Source organism: Paraburkholderia atlantica, from assembly GCF_000092885.1.
Lineage (GTDB): Bacteria > Pseudomonadota > Gammaproteobacteria > Burkholderiales > Burkholderiaceae > Paraburkholderia > Paraburkholderia atlantica.
In genome coordinates this window covers 340,859-355,975 of the sequence record NC_014120.1, presented here as the reverse complement: position 1 = coordinate 355,975, position 15,117 = coordinate 340,859, and the positions used below count along the sequence as shown (strand labels likewise).

Annotated in this window: 10 protein-coding genes and 1 pseudogene; 5 read left to right on the top strand and 6 right to left on the bottom strand. The window is 58.4% G+C overall.

All coding sequences use genetic code 11. The annotated features are described in order from the left end of the window. Positions 1-482: 482 nt before the first annotated feature. The 5 genes from BC1002_RS34825 to BC1002_RS34805 all read right to left on the bottom strand — a co-directional run bounded on the left by BC1002_RS34825 (position 483) and on the right by BC1002_RS34805 (position 6,630). Positions 483-2,072, bottom strand: coding sequence for a hypothetical protein (locus BC1002_RS34825; protein ID WP_013094632.1), 1,590 nt, complete (start codon positions 2,070-2,072; stop codon positions 483-485). 264 nt (positions 2,073-2,336) lie between these two features. Next, positions 2,337-3,038 (bottom strand): hypothetical protein, encoded by a 702-nt coding sequence (locus tag BC1002_RS34820; RefSeq protein WP_013094631.1) that lies wholly within the window; start codon positions 3,036-3,038, stop codon positions 2,337-2,339. Continuing rightward, complete coding sequence (locus tag BC1002_RS34815; RefSeq protein ID WP_013094630.1) at positions 3,038-3,520, bottom strand: glycoside hydrolase family 108 protein; 483 nt, start codon at positions 3,518-3,520, stop codon at positions 3,038-3,040. Before BC1002_RS34815 ends, BC1002_RS34820 begins: the two co-directional genes overlap by 1 nt. 57 nt (positions 3,521-3,577) lie before the next feature. Next, positions 3,578-4,843: a hypothetical protein gene (locus BC1002_RS34810; RefSeq protein WP_013094629.1), complete on the bottom strand. Its 1,266-nt coding sequence runs from the start codon at positions 4,841-4,843 to the stop codon at positions 3,578-3,580. A gap of 116 nt (positions 4,844-4,959) precedes the next feature. Next, positions 4,960-6,630: a hypothetical protein gene (locus tag BC1002_RS34805; RefSeq protein ID WP_013094628.1), complete on the bottom strand. Its 1,671-nt coding sequence runs from the start codon at positions 6,628-6,630 to the stop codon at positions 4,960-4,962. A 387-nt stretch (positions 6,631-7,017) separates the two neighbouring features. On the opposite strand from BC1002_RS34805, the gene BC1002_RS34800 reads away from it, so the two are divergent. Then, positions 7,018-7,470, top strand: a complete 453-nt coding sequence (locus tag BC1002_RS34800; RefSeq protein ID WP_013094627.1) for a hypothetical protein — start codon at positions 7,018-7,020, stop codon at positions 7,468-7,470. Positions 7,471-7,666: 196 nt separating this feature from the next. On the opposite strand, the pseudogene BC1002_RS34795 reads toward BC1002_RS34800, so the two are convergent. Further along, positions 7,667-7,987: pseudogene (locus tag BC1002_RS34795) on the bottom strand (transposase); the annotation flags it as partial. Between the two features lie 546 nt (positions 7,988-8,533). Between BC1002_RS34795 and BC1002_RS37350 the strand changes: the two are divergent. The 4 genes from BC1002_RS37350 to BC1002_RS37340 all read left to right on the top strand — a co-directional run bounded on the left by BC1002_RS37350 (position 8,534) and on the right by BC1002_RS37340 (position 15,051). Then, positions 8,534-9,010 carry a LysR substrate-binding domain-containing protein gene (locus BC1002_RS37350; protein ID WP_238538103.1) on the top strand — a complete coding sequence of 159 codons (477 nt, stop codon included), beginning with the start codon at positions 8,534-8,536 and terminating at the stop codon, positions 9,008-9,010. 2,308 nt (positions 9,011-11,318) lie between these two features. Next, a complete protein-coding gene (locus tag BC1002_RS34780) occupies positions 11,319-11,951 on the top strand; it encodes a hypothetical protein (protein ID WP_238538102.1) in 633 nt (210 codons plus the stop codon). Between the two features lie 353 nt (positions 11,952-12,304). Continuing rightward, positions 12,305-13,750: an IS1182-like element ISBusp4 family transposase gene (locus tag BC1002_RS34775; protein WP_013094623.1), complete on the top strand. Its 1,446-nt coding sequence runs from the start codon at positions 12,305-12,307 to the stop codon at positions 13,748-13,750. A 489-nt stretch (positions 13,751-14,239) separates the two neighbouring features. Next, positions 14,240-15,051, top strand: a protein-coding gene (locus tag BC1002_RS37340) for an IS5 family transposase (RefSeq protein WP_085954319.1) whose coding sequence is annotated in 2 segments (ribosomal slippage) — positions 14,240-14,588 and positions 14,588-15,051 — 813 coding nt in all. Because the reading frame shifts where the segments join, the coding sequence is not laid out codon by codon here. Positions 15,052-15,117 lie beyond the last annotated feature (66 nt).

Here is a 15,117-nt window from a genome sequence, read left to right as displayed (position 1 = left end):
GGAAGGAAGATCTCCTGATAGAGGGGGACCGGAGACTCAGCGCCCATCTATCGACGGTAGCAGTGTTCCTCATGCGCCAACCGCTGTATCGGAATCAACAGCCCTAAAGCGTCAGGGCTCCTCGACCATCACAACCCCTTCAACATGTCCGGCAAAAATTGGATCAGTGGTGCCGCTTTTGTCGGTCGCACTCCGAGTCCACGGCCACACGCCGCCCTGGTTTTCCATTGTGCGGAGCGCGTCTGAATGCGCGCTTTCGGACCGAAAGTAGAGAGTTGGTTTTTCAGGGCGGATCGGCGATTTCCGCAGGACGATTGTGCCTTGGGGGGTTTGATTGTTTGTACCGCATGTGCGGCGGCGTCGTTGATACACTTCAATGGGAGGGGCGCCGACCGCTCGACTGAACGGTACATTGACCGACCTCGCGTTGTCGACGATTGTCGTCCATCGCGGGCGCGTGCGGAGGTTTCGTTGACGTTTCGTCATTGAGGTGCCTTGGCCGTGTCCATGCGCGTCTGTTGCCGCTTCGGTGCGACGCATGCCGCGGACTCCCCGCGAACGTGCACCCGTGCCGGGAAGATCGCGCTCACGAGCCTGTCGACAAAAGCGAAGAATTTGTCCGATGCGTAACCCCCGACGAACGCCACCGCCAGTGGCGAAAATTCGATTCCTTGGTCCAGCAGCTTGCTGAACAGGCCAATGGAGATGCCGACGATCACAGCGGTCGTGATATGTGCGCGGTTGGCGACCACCGAGTGCTCAGGATGAAACAGGCTGGCTGACGTATCTGCGTTGAGCTGCCTGAGAATCGCCGCGCAGGCTCCGAGCCATGCATAGAGGACCGGCAGAAGAAAGCTCGTGATTGCCCCGACGAACGCCAGAATTACGTCGCGGTCGTTCGTTGCCATCGCGCGTATGTCCTGATACACCGCGATCTTTTGAAATCCTTGTTCGACCACATCTTCCGGTCGCCATGCTCTCTCTGGCTTTGTGGAGCCTGCCTCTTTGCTGGAATCTGTCGCGAGCAGTGGAAGATCGACTTCGAGTGCGCGCCGACGACTATCGGGATCGCAGTTCCAGTCGGCGGTCGTCGGATCCGCCTTGTTGCCCGCTTTCGACGCCGCAATCGGAGTTCTCCCAAGGTTCACGTTTATCCCACCGCTGCGCTTGTCAGCGGATGCCCCGGTGGCTATGCACTTCGGCTTGTACGGGCTGTCGGCTTCGCCGATAAAGAAGAACTGTCGAATCGCCTCGGTGCGCTTCACATCCGCATAGAGCTGCCGGTTGTTAGTCGCGAACTGCTGCAGCAACTGCTTGATCTGCAGTGCCAGCTGCGAGTTCTGCAGCTGCAGCAAGGCATCCTCGCCGCCATCCTTCGCGGCGATGATGCTCGCGCGATGAGCCTGTAGCAGGTTGTGCATCGATAGTGCGGCAGCGTCGTTTTGTTCGACGACTTTCGACACGTCGGCAGAGATCTGGTTAACGACGAAAAGCAGACACGACAGTGACACGACCAGAAACGCCAGCCCGAACGACGCCCATGTGTAAGCCTTGATAGCTAGCCGCGCGCCCTTGCGTGCTTGTGCGCTCGCTGTTTCCGCAATTATCGGCGCTACCGCGCGTGCGATGCGGCTCATCCCTGCATAGAAGATTGCCTCGGTCATGGCATTCCATGCGAGCTCCTGTCGAGCGGCTCGAGCCACCGACAGGCAAGCGATGTCGCTCTCCGATAGCGGCTTACCCATCTGCGCTGCGTGGGATACAAGATCGCCACACCGATCGAGGTCTTCGACGATGCGCGGATCCGGATACTGCACGGCGCACGCAATGCGGTTCATCGCGGCATGAAGTGCGCTGCGGATAGGGGCGCTCATGACACCCGTCTCGAGCGACCGGCGGGCAGATCGAATGGCATCGATGTCTGCGTCGCGGACCGGTACGCCGATTCGGGCCGCGTGCGCAACGAGCCTTTCACACCGGTCCACATCTACCGACAATTGGGTAGACGACGTCCGATCTGTGGACGGATCACCCGAACCCTGCGGTTCCTTAGTTTTAGGTGTATCGCTCATGAGATTCTCCTCGTCGCCGGCAGCTCAGCTGCACAGGCCGTCTAAAAAAGTGATGCGCTGGCGCCGAATCGGATGGCAATCGCACTCAGCTCCTGTCGATCAGTCGAAGTTACATGTTTGGCGTTGCCTACAAAGGTTCGGATATGTCTGGGCCCGGCCCGAGGCAATTGCGTTTCGGCATGCCCGCGCAAGCAAGGAGACACGTCGCCCGCGCTGCGGTCAGCGGTGTAAGCGCGACGCCGGTCTGCGACGTTCGGTCACTTGTCATGGACCGCCATATACAGGTCCTTGTCCTCCGGGCGTGAGTGGCAAGAACCCTTCGCTTTGAGCTGCGGCCGCCATCGGAACCTCTCCTGTAGCCGCGGAGAGGGCCGCTTGGACCGGCGCTCGAAGCGTGAGGAGGCCAGTGGAGGGGATCGGGACGTTCGGCTTGGCGAGTAGTTCGGTTTTTCGCGCAGACCCGGCAGATGTGCCGAAGTAGTATCCGATGATGCTCACCCACGCTGTACCGAGCGACCCAAGAATGACGTTTATCAGGTCTCGATTTTTGTCGGGCAGTCCGTGCACGGCCATCAGGATGAGCATGCCGAAGAAGCCGACCGTGACGGCCATCGCTAGCGCTTTGGGAACCCAGTCACCCGTTTTTTCTTCTTTGGCCCGTGCGTCGGCGCGATCCGCCGCTTCCACGCGGGCGAGCTCTATCTCGTGCGTGAGTTGCGCCTGCGCCGCCGTCACGGCCAGTTGTTGAAGCTGGATCGCGTTTGCGCTCTCCGCCTGCCGCACCTTATCGAGTGCGGCGGGGTCCTCGAGTGCGGCAGATACCGACGTGGGATCGTTGGCGGTTCCGAGTACGTGTGACAGGATCGTCGATGCGGCCGTGACGCCAAGACCAACGGGCCCACCAATCAGCCCTGCGAGTAGCGGTGCAGTCCCGCTGATAGTAGATGCAACTTTCGACCAGTCCATTATGCTGCTCCCACTAAGAGATTTTTAGCCATCCGGTCCATCCAGCCGCGGCTAAAGTTCGGCCAGGTGTGAAGCCCCTTCAGGTAACGGACGCGATACGCTGCGAAACGCATAATGAATTTGAGCGGATCGGCAGATTTCACGGCGGCGACGGTGCCTGGACCGAATTTGCCGTCCGGCTCGGCGCCCGACGCCTTTTGCATCCAGAGCACGACCAGTCCGCCGTTGTAGTTGGCATCGAAAATCTGAAAAGCGACACGCGAGTCGAATTCGTCGAGATTGAGCGGGTCCCAGTACTTCGTTCTGGCGATCTGCTTTGCCGTCTCCAGTGGAAGTTCCCGCATGGGCCCGGCATACCCGGAAGCGCGCGCAACGTACGCGGTGACTCCCCACATCGTTTCTCCGCCGGGATCTGCCGGATTGAACGAATAGCCGCCTTCACTCCCGATCAGAGCCTTGAATGCATCGTCGAAGCTGCTCATGAATCCACCTCCTGACAGATCATGTTTCGGTTTCCAAATCAGCACTGCAATGCTGCGCTACTGCTGTGCTCCTACAGTTGAATCACCGGATGGCGGCATCGGCGGCATAACCTGACACATCCAGCCGACAATCTGGATGCCATCCGACGTTAGCGTCTCGTCATTGAACTGGGCGTCAAGAAGCGAAAACGGGCCGAAGCTTGCGGCGTTCTGTACGCAGAGACGATCTTCCTGCGTCCACTGCGCCTTAATCTTCAGCTTCCTGACGACCAGCATCTTCACGGGCAGATAGGCGAAGCGTTGCGGCGATAGCCTGTAGGTGCCGTCGCTCCACGATGATGCGGCGCTGCCGGGCACGTACCAGCCGGCGTGCGTAAGAAAGCCACCGGAAATCCAGGGCCGCGACAGGGACACGAGGCAGTAGTCAAAAGACAGCTCGAACTGATCCGATGTCGGTGAAACCTGTGGCAGCGTTGTCGCGACCAGCGACGACGGATTTATGAGCACCGGCCGCATCACCCGATTAATGACTTTGATTTGCGGGCCCCCGTTCGCGTTCGTGTTCTGTTGCAAGCCGGTTGTCGTAAGAGGGCGGGCTAGCGCTAAGTTGCTGGGTGCGGTCTCTTTGAGCAACGCCGGACTCGCTGTGGCGAGGAGGGGCGCGTGGTTCGTCACCGGTGGCGCATCGACGGCGCTGCGCGACAGCGGACGTAGCGCGTCAGCCCGCAAGGCAACCAGTGCCGGGCGTGCTTCGTCGCTGATGACGCTCCATTTCCAGTCCGCCACCTTGACTGGTGGCGGGGACGGCGGCGCGGCGGTGGGACTTGACGTCAAGGACGAATAGATGCTCCAGATCTGCGCATCGTCTCCGTCGAACCAATGCTGTGGGGTGAACTGTACCGGCCAGAAGTCGATCAGATCGACGGTGCATTTCTCCTCTTCGAAAGCGCGTTGCGTTTCCCCCTGAAGCGCCATGAAAGACGCGAGGCTCGCGGGATCGGCCGACAGGTAGCGCGACGATTTGACGAGTTCCTGATAGGCGCCCTGAACGGTCAGCGACAGATCGCCACGCGGCATGATCGCTCCGTCGGAACTGAGTGTAACGACGAAGTCCGCGAGATGCGAGCCGAGCTGGGCAGCGAGCGCGTCGTTGAAAGTGGTGTCCGTGTCGTTGAGCTTGAAGTCGTTCGGCGACACGTTCGTCGCAATCTGCTCGAACGCGAGAAAAAGATTTCCGGCGACAGGTGTTGCTCCTCCGGGCAGTCCATAACGGCCTTCGAAGTAGGTGTAGACCTGATTCACCAGCGTATTGAGGTCTGGCATTGGGTTCTCACTTGATCGTAGTGGTTCGGGAAGACCGCGCCGGCTCGGCATGCGGCCCATCGGTTGCCGACGTGGAAGTCGACCACCGCTTCCACGTCGTGGCTCGTCGCTTCCGCTCAATTGGCGGGCGCGTCCAGCGGCGCAGATGCTGGCACGATTTCGTTTAGCCACGCGACGATCTGCGCCCCGCGAACCTCGAGGGTTTGTCCGTCGAACGACCAGCCGAAGTTGTTATCGCTGTCGTCTTTCTCACGGCTGCTGAAGCTTGCGTCGGCATGCGTCTCCGAATGACTACCGCCGCCGCCGATGGTCAGAAAGCCGATGCTGAAGCCTCCGCCGCCGCCAGCATTCCAGCTGCTGGAATTGGACTGACTGTCCGTGTACATCTGGTGCAGTGTCGCGCCGTCACCGCCCCAGTCCTCAGCCTTCGCACTGATCTTGACGTTGCGAATGACCAGAAATTGCACGGGAATCATCGGCATCAAGTGCGGGGTCTTGTCGCCTAGCATGCCTTCAACGGTGCCGTCGCTGATCGCTTTTGCCTTGTTGCCGACCAGATACCAGTCGTTCATGTAGAACAGATCGCCGATGAAGTACGGACGATTGATTGTGCACAGCGCGTAATCCACTGTAATCGTGAGATTCTTCGCGTCGTTGTGGAACTGATAACTTGTGCCGCTTTGCGCTTTGTAGGTAGCGCTCACGTCAGCAGACGAATTGCCGCCTGAAGCGTAGGCGCCGAAGCCGAAGTACGACGCACCCGCGCTTGCGCTGTTAGATGAGGAATCGGAGTGGAAGTGGCTGTCGACGAAGTTCGCGCTATGAAACTCGTTGTGACTGTTGTACTGTTGGCTCGTCACAGTGAGCTTTTGCCATCCGTCGTCGTCTGCTAGAGGGTCCGCCCACGCGGTGGGTGAAATATAGGCGTAAGGCGTCGTGTCCGCCACGCCCGACAAGCCTGCGAGATTCCACAGGTCGAAGGTCTTCCGAGCCTTCGCGATCATGTGATCCTGCATACTGATGCCAACCGATTCGATAATGTCCAGCGCTCGTTCGACCTTGTCTGCTCCCTCGGTCTTGAAGGTGTCGTACGCGTCGTCCACTTTCTGCTTGTAGCTCGCGGAGAGCAGCGGCCAGGAATGCGCGAGCGTGGGATCGGTCAACGCAGTGTTCTGCGCGATAGTGAAGTCGGTCTTCGCCTGAGCATATGCTTCCGCGTTTCTCATATAGTTCTTGTAGAGCTTGGTCTTGCCGACAATGCTTCCGTCATCTGGATCGAGTTCGTACAGAACCTTGGTCGCATCGTCGATCTGCTTCTGTACATCCGGTGCGAGCGGTGGCATCGGCTTGGCCTGCATGCCGTTGATGATGCCTTCATACGAGAAGCTGACGTGGCGGGCCGTTGGATACTCCTGGTACGAGTCGTCGTCAGTCACGACTAGCATCTGGTCAACAAGCCGAGATGTCTTCCACGTTGCGTTTATGCTTTGCTGCAGCTTGGGATCGACGGCTACAGCCGTTCCGCCACCGCCGTTTGCCGAGGCCGTAGTGATGTCCGGTTGATTGTTCTTCGCGTCTTGGATCGTGCCGCCGGCGCTAGGAGACCATGTATTCATATAGTCGCGCGGATCGCAGGGCATGCCGAGGACCAGTTGCGAGTAGACGAAGCCCTGTGTGAGCGGCTTTCCGTTCGTGCGCATTGGGCGCGATGATTTGATGCGATTGATAAGTTCGTCGAAGAGACTGAGGACAAGCTTACCAGGTTCTGAATAGGCGGTAGTGGGCATGAGTGGGCTCCAAAAGATGCGTGGTGTCGTCAGCCAATCTCGCGTCGAAAGGGGTATCGCGCGTGGCCGAAGCGAAGCACGCGATCCTGCGAAGTATTTCCGGTCGGGAGCGTGCGTCGCCTGATGAGGAGAATAGATATTCGGCGCAAGCGCCATTATGACAATCTTGCGTTTCGATTGGACGAATCGCGCGTGCGGAGAAACTTGGAGAGTTTTGCGCCATCGTGATCGAAAAATTCCATCGGTCAGCAAGATCGTCCTAATCGCAATGACATAGGTAAGCTAGAGTCCGTTCAGGAGCACACCATCCAAGCGTTGCTCCGAACCTGAATCGCCGAGCATTGAAGCAACATATGGCGCATGTATATTTCGATAGGAGTTCACGATATGGGTACCGCACTCGATGTGACAAAATTCTTCTGGGACATTTTCAAGGATGGCGCCAAACTTTCGACATCGTCTACGCGAGTCAATGCAATTCCGCAGGGAAGTACCGTGCAGGATTTTCAGGACTGGCAAGGTCCCGTCTCCTATGCGGAGCACTACGAAGAGTTGTCATTTCTCTTCAACAGCGATATCTGCAATTTCACGTTGACACCGTCGTGGCAGTACAACGGACAGTACATTGCCAACTTTACCGTTGATGTTGACGGAACTCTCGATGTGCTGTCGAGCCTGGATGTGCGCGCCGAGACCAGCGAGGCAACTTATGACGACGACGACGTCGCGCAACTACCGTATCGGATCAATGTGACGTTCCACAACGTGACCGGTGGTACGCGGCAGACGACGTTCAAAGGCATCGCTCGAGGGGATGGTGGCGGGCTTAATGTCGAATAATCGAAAAATAGGTTGCGCCGAACGTTGTACTTCTTCAGGGACGTTCGGCATACCTATCCTTCACTTTGCCTAATTCGACTGATCACGCACAGGCCTTCATGCGACAGCGATTTGTCGGCGGCAAGTGCCTTTACAAACGCCGCGAATTCGTGGAGTTGGTTCGGCTCTTTTGTGACTCTGTTGAGATTTGAGTGGGTTATGCCGCATGCAGGTTGATCGAAGTGAAGTCGAGCTCGCCGGCGATCAGGAACAGCACGGTCCGCATGGTAGTGAGGTTGGCGTAACCGCGCGCGCGTCGCTTGGCGGCCTGAAACAGGCCGTTGAGAGCCTCCAGGAAGCCGTTGGTCTGACGCGTCTGGGTCCAGGCGACGATGCCGTCGAAGTGCTTGCGGATCATGCGCGCAACCTCCTTCATGGGTTCGACCTTGGAGCGCATCACGTTGATACACCACTGCTCGAGCATCTCGGAGACGACGTTGATCTGCTTGCGATCGAGGATGTCGCGCAATTGCTTTTGGCGCTCGCGATTATTGCTAGCGATGTTCACAGATGCTGCTAGCGGCAAAATCCTCGAAAGCCCCGTCCGGCAAGGCCTGCAGCGATCATGTTGGCGGATCGGCTGTGTTGCTCTATCGCAACAAGGAGATCGATGAATGTTCGCTAATTCTACTAATGCGCCTTTCGTGCTCGTTGTTTTCGCTAGCGCCCAAGAAGGTTGTTAATGAACACGTCGCCCCGTCATCAGCGCGGCTTGCCATGCTATCGGTGAGCTGAGATATGTTGTGCACACAACGGCATCGGTAACAGAGCTGGACCATATTGAAACTTTAGTGCCTGTTTTATGGGCTGACCGCGGCTCTGGACGCTGCAGACAGAGCACCCGCCTGTGCCGCGCGGCAAGTGTAGTGCCGAACTCAGCGCACTTCGCTAAAACGCCAGGTCGGTGGTCTCCCGCTGCTCGTCCTCCCAGCCACCCTTCGTCGCCCTGCGCTAGCAGAATTAGTGGACAAATTAGCGCTTCTATGAACACGATTAGCGCCAACTACGAGCTGCAACAGCCGCCGTGCGTTACGGCGGTGGTCGCTATCCCCGCGTCCAGTCCGAAAGAATTCTCGAAGAAACCGTGACACCGGTTTGTAGCCCCAGCTATCGCGAGAAAGTCGGCGAGCTGACGAATCCGGCTGGCCTCACTCGTTGCACGCTGTTGCACGAAGACCGGATGTTGGCCAATTGGGAACAGTGGTTCGCTTATGCAGACGTGGATAGAAGTCGCAGGAGCCGAGGGCCTGCATACAGTCATGGAAGCATGGCAATCGAGGCGGCCATCCGTGGCGAAGGCGTAGCACTCGGGCGCAGTGCGCTGGTAGGCGATGACATCGTAGCCGGACGCCTTGTTGCGCCGTTTCCTGACATTCGGCTGAAAGTCGAGCGCGGCTATGATCTGGTCTATCGTGCCGGCAATCGCGATCATCCTAAGGTCCGTGCGCTGCGCGACTGGTTAGCAGCTGAAGTGCGGCGATTTCTCGCAGACACGAGATGAGCGATGACCGTCGGCTCTTCATTTCCACGACCGGTATCCAGGCGAAAACCGTCGCCTTCGGCCTGTGCACCGACCTGCCAAAACGGGTCGAGGCTTGCCTGGCGATTCGGCTATCCGGGCGATACCAGGAACCCAGAACATATTTGCTCAGAGCAAGGCCGAAGCTCATCAATATGGGTTACGGATAAAAAAATCGCTCAATTCCACATAATTGGAGTTATCCGGGCCTTCATTTCGGGACAGGTGAAGAAGAGGGCGGAAAAAACGCTCACGCAACTAATTCTGTTACTACTTTTCAACCAATTTTGTTACTACCGCCCGGCGCTGCCCGTGGATGAACAGATTCCGTCCGATTGCGAGCGCCGTCATCTAGTCCAACCCGTGGTGGCGCCACGTCCGGTCCGCAACTGACAGCGCGTGACGGTATCGGCCGGCCGCACTGGCCGGTTTCCCGGCTTCGCTCCAGAAGCCGCGACGGGCGTTGACGCGGTCGATGAACAGTTGATAACCAGCTGCGACAGTCTCAGACACCGGCGTGGGCTTGATCACCGGCACCGTGGCCGGGTTCGGGTAGGGGAGCGTGACCCACCGACGTGCGGGAAGATCGTCGCGCAGCGCCGCAGCCTCGCTAACGCGACCGCGGGCGTCGCGGCGAAACGATGGCTACGGGGTAATCTAGATTGGCGGATCGAGTCGGTTCCGGGGTGGGCGCGGCCTGGCGATCGATGCCCGCTGATCGCGTCACCGGGTCATTGCGCCGTGGGGTGTAGGAAGCCTCGGCGGGCGTGATCCCGTAAGACGCTTGTCGTGATGCCGCTGTCGGGGCGCCGCTGCACTGGCCCCAACTGCCGGCTGCGACCGGAACCGGCCACCGGCGATCACGACGAAGGCTGTCGGCGAGTTCAGAATCCACGGCCGACACCGACGCCCACACCCCCACCAAATCTGCCGCCGCCGACGCCGATACCAATATTAGTGTTCGGCGCGTAATAGCCGGGGCGATATCCGTACCCGGGATCAGCGTAACCATACGGCGGCGCGACGACGCAGCCGGCGAGACCAGCCCCTACAGCCAATACACCGAATAGTCTGATCATAATCTCTCGCCTCCATTAACTCGCACGCAATATCCAGTCCAAGGGGCCGCCTCGCGTTCGCCCCCCATCGGTCGCATCACGCGCAGCCTTTTTCTTCTGGTCCCGCCCGTCCTGATACACCATCCCGGTAAAAGACACGGCGTAGCCACGGGACAGACTAAACAGGGCGACCACGTTGATCGACGGGCCGCACGGGGCGGTAGTAACAAATTTACTTGAAAACTGGTAACAAAATCACTTGTGCGAGCGAAGCGCCCGCTCGCACAAGCAAATCTGTTACTACCGTTGTGCAAAGCACCATTTCTCTCGTTGACGCGCCCATGAAGGCGCCGGCGCGTATTCAACGTCAAACTAGTTTCGTAACCACTGCACAGTCGCGTTGCAACTAGTTTTGTAATGCGCGCCAACGGCCGCGACGCGGCTGCGAAATGGCCGAACGGTATGGTAGCTCGCTGCTACCGGTCCGTGGGGTCGGGCGCAAACCAGCCTGGCGCCTGCCGATGAAGTCGCGCGATCGGGGGAACCAACCGTCAGCAGCCAGCGCAACGTCGGACTGGATGCCGCAAGCCGGCGGTAGGAGTTGCCACCCAATTCGTATGTCCAAGGTTACGTCCGCCCACGCTCGATGGCCGGTCTTCGCGAGGAGATCGCAGGCGGCATTACCTCTACCCGGCCAGTTTCCGCCGTTCGCCTCAGCCATGCAGCGGTCCCTTGAACGGCTGATCACTCCGAAACCCCGCCCGATGCGCGACGCGCGCTTGTCGGCCTTCCCCGTCATTTAGGCGTCTTCGTTCTATAGGTATCGTCAAGATCTCCTGCCGTTCGGATCCTTGCGACCGCGAATGTCAACGCCAGTTGCGAGCGGACACGTACTTGCGCACTCACGGTCGCGGTGGCGCTACGTGAAGACCTATCGTTTCAGAAAGACCACTGAGCGTCCACGCCTTAAAGCCGGTCGATGCTTGGCGGAGCGGCACTCTTGTCCGTTTAAGGATGGCTTGCTGAATCGGTTGCTCTTTGGTGGCTCGATACAGCTGTAAGGAATGGAAATATGTGGAATATCTAGGTAAGCTTGCTGTGGTGCAAGACCAGCACACCGGACGATACCTGGCCCGGTCCCCGCCGCAGGTAGGGGCGCCATGGTGCAACCCGGTTTCGCAGAAGCGCAATGAAAATGGAAATAAGACCAAGCTGGACACACGGGGATAACTATGATGACAACTATTAAGTCAATTGCCGTCCTGGCAGCGATTTCAGTGCTGGCCGGATGTGCGCACGAGGTCCAAGTATCATCGCAATCAGGCGCGGCTGAAGTGATGAGCACCAAGGTTAGCCAGCAAAAGGCCTATCTGGTATTCAGCAACAACCTAGTGACAGCCAGCAAGCAAGTCAAACCGGGATTCGCGTGTGGCGCACACAGCTATCCGATGGCCATTGGAGATGCACTGAAGTCTTCAATAACTCAGACAGTAAATGCAGCGTACCCGCACGCAATTAGCACCGGCGGTGCGATTCCCTCAACTTCTGATGGGCTAATCTTCAAATTCGATCTCTCAGACTTCGATCCTACAATCCGGTTCGCACCAGGCTTCTTTGTGCCCACGGCTGATGCAAACGTGGAGATTGCCATTCAGGCGCGTGTGGCAGACAGGACCGGCAAGGAACTGATTACCACCACGTTTCACGGTCATGGACATGCCAGCGAAGACGGAGCCTGCGGTATCGGGGCGGATGCGTTGGGCGACGCCGCCAAGAAAGCCATCCAGGATGCAATGGAGAATTTCGTAGACAAGGTCATCAACACTGGGGCATTGGATGCCCTGGTGACAACCGTGAGCAAGTGATTGAATGACGGAACGAAACTGACGCGCGTTTATTGACCGGTTGGGCGTACCCCTTTAACCTGATCTTCGGTCCATCAAATCTTTTGCTCGAGTCATCGATCGAGCGTCGTACGCGCCGACGCTCGAAATGACCACGTCGACCGACTACCAGCTGGGCGACGTCCGCCCAGAAGCTCAAGCGGGCGTCTGACCTACCGACCGTCCAACGACCGAAGTGGGTCGCTTTATGCTTTTCGCATCGCGCGCCCGACGAGGCGGTCGCCGCGCTCGGTCGTGGGACGCTGGTCGGCCGAGGGTGTGTGAAAACGCACTCATCGCCTAAACTGAATCAACGCATTGAGATCGGGTGACTCATGAAGCGATTCGTTGAAGGCGATGACCGCAAGCAGGTCGCACTGCTTCCCGAATGCATCGATGACTACATCGGGCAGGACAATCCGGTGAGGATCATAGACGTGTTCGTCGACGAACTCGATCTTGCGGAACTCGGCTTCGATGGGGCTTCGCCCGCTCTCACCGGTCGGCCGTCTTATCATCCTGCAGTGATGCTCAAGGTCTACATCTACGGGTATCTGAATCGCTTGCCTTCCAGCAGGCGTCTTGAACGGGAATGCCAGCGAAATCTCGAGATGATGTGGCTGACGGGACGCCTGGCACCGGACTTCAAAACGATCGCCGACTTTCGCCGCGACAATGGTGCCGCCATTCGCAACGTGTGCCGGCGCTTCGTCGAACTGTGCCGCGGCCTGAAGCTTCTTTCCAGCGACATGGTGGCCATCGACGGCAGCAAGTTCAAAGCCGTAAACAGCCGCGACCGGAACTACACCGCTGGCAAGATCGACAAGCGTCAGCAGCAGATCGAGGAGAGTATCCAGCGGTACCTCGACGCGATTGAGACCGCGGATCGCGTCAGTCCGACCGGTTTCGATGTGAAGACCGTACGCCTGTATGAGAGGGTCGCTTTGCTGCGGCAACGGATGCGCGAGCTCGAGCAGATCCGGAAGCAACTGAAGACGCAACCGGACAGACAGCTGTCACTGACAGATCCCGACTCGCGTTCGATGACCAGCAGCGGCAAAAAGACCGGAACAGTCGGCTACAACGTACAGGCTGCCGTAGACACGAAACATCACCTGATCGTTGAACACGAGGTGACCAATGTCGGAGGAGATCACGGGCAGCTCAGCAAGATCGCGCTCGCAGCAAGAGACGCGATGGGCAAATCCGGACTCAGGGTGCTAGCCGATCGGGGCTACTTCAGTGGCCCGGATATTCGTACCTGCGAACTCTCGGGTATCAAGGCATATGTACCGAAGCCGTTGACGTCTGCATCCCGAAAGAAAGGCCTTTTTACCAAGCGCGACTTCATCTACATCGCTAAAGACGATGTCTATCGTTGCCCGGCCGGCGAGCGCGCCATTCATCGGTTCACGACTGTCGAACATGGCATGAATCTGAAGGTGTACTGGCCCAGCGCATGTCCGCATTGCCATCTCAAGGAGCGATGTTCTCCAAGCGACTACCGACGCATTCGACGCTGGGAACACGAACAGATACTGGAAGCCATGCAGCGACGGCTCGACCGGAATCCAGACGCAATGACGATCCGGCGCAGCACCGTTGAGCATGTGTTCGGCACGCTCAAACATTGGATGGGTGCCACGCACTTCCAGACCAGAACCCTCGCACGAGTGAGCACCGAGATGAGCCTTCAGGTGTTGGCTTACAACCTGAAGCGAGTCATGAAGATACTCGGCGTTGCGAAAACGATGAGGGCGATACGAATGGCTGGAAGCTGAGGTCCTGCGGGGCCTTCTTGATACTTACAACCTTAGACTGTCGCAAAGCCACCAACTACGGCCGGCCTGTCCGGCAACTTCCCCTGCATAGCCGTAGAACGGTTTCCACACACCCTCGGCCACAAGCGGTCAGTCGATGGCGTCGCCAAGACCGTTGAAAATCAGACTGTTTGTGCTCTTACAAAGGTCCCCATGCCTCTTCTGTCCATTCCACCGACCGACCGTGATTTCGCTTGGGCCTATGGAGCACTGGGACGAGCACTCTATATCGCCAGCGAGTTCGAGAGCGACTGCCGATCGCTCGCATTCGTCTTCCAGATAAAAGCGCCACAGCCAGACGCCCAGTCTGACGAGCAGTTTTTCGAAGCTGTACGGGAAGTAGTTCGCGGCCAGCTTGTCGACTTAGAACCCTTAGCAAAATGAACAAGGGGGCTGTTTACTCTCGATGAATGCTGTTAACCTTTTCATTGTTTCGACGACGAAAAGGACATGGCTAAACCCATACTCGACGACGAACTTTGGGCACTCATCGAACCGTTGCTGCCCCCTCCCAAACCAAGGCGAATCCGTTATCCAGGGCGCAAACCGCTCGATGATCGTGCGTTGCTCACGGGCATCCTGTTCATCCTGCAGACGGGCCTTCGCTGGGACCTGCTGCCGCGCGAGATGGGCTGTGGCAGCGGCATGAGTTGCTGGCGCCGTCTACGGGACTCGCAGGCTGCCGGCGTCTGGGACCGACTGCATGAAGTCCTGCTTGCAAAGCTGCGCGCGGCTGACCAGATTGACTGGTCACGTGTCGTCGTCGATTCCTCATCGATCCGCGCAGTGGGCGCAGGTCAAAAACGGGACCGAATCCCACGGATCGCGCGCGACCAGGTTCCAGGCACCACCTCATCACCGAAGCGCAAGGCATCCCGCTCGCGATAATCCTCACGGGCGCCAACCGCAACGATGTTACGCAGCTTCACCCACTGGTCGACGCCATCGCGCCCATTGCCGGCAAGCGCGGCCGGCCACTCTCGAAGCCCCGCATTGTCCAGGGCGACCGGGGCTGCGATCACGACAAATACCGTCGTCCGCTCCACGCAGCCGGCATCGCGACCGAAATCGCCCGACGCGGCGAGCCACACGGCAGCGGGCTAGGCAAAACACGCTGGGTTGTCGAGCGCACCATTTCGTGGCTCCATAACTTCCGACGACTGCGTATCCGCTTCGAACGTCTTGCATTCATCCACGAAGCCTTCATGAAGATCGCCTGCTGCATCATCTGCTGGCGAAAACTGAAGAACTCATTTTGTTAATGCCACTTAAGCAAGCTTAATGCAACACGTGCAAAGCTTCCGGAGAACTACGCGGCAATGCTTCGC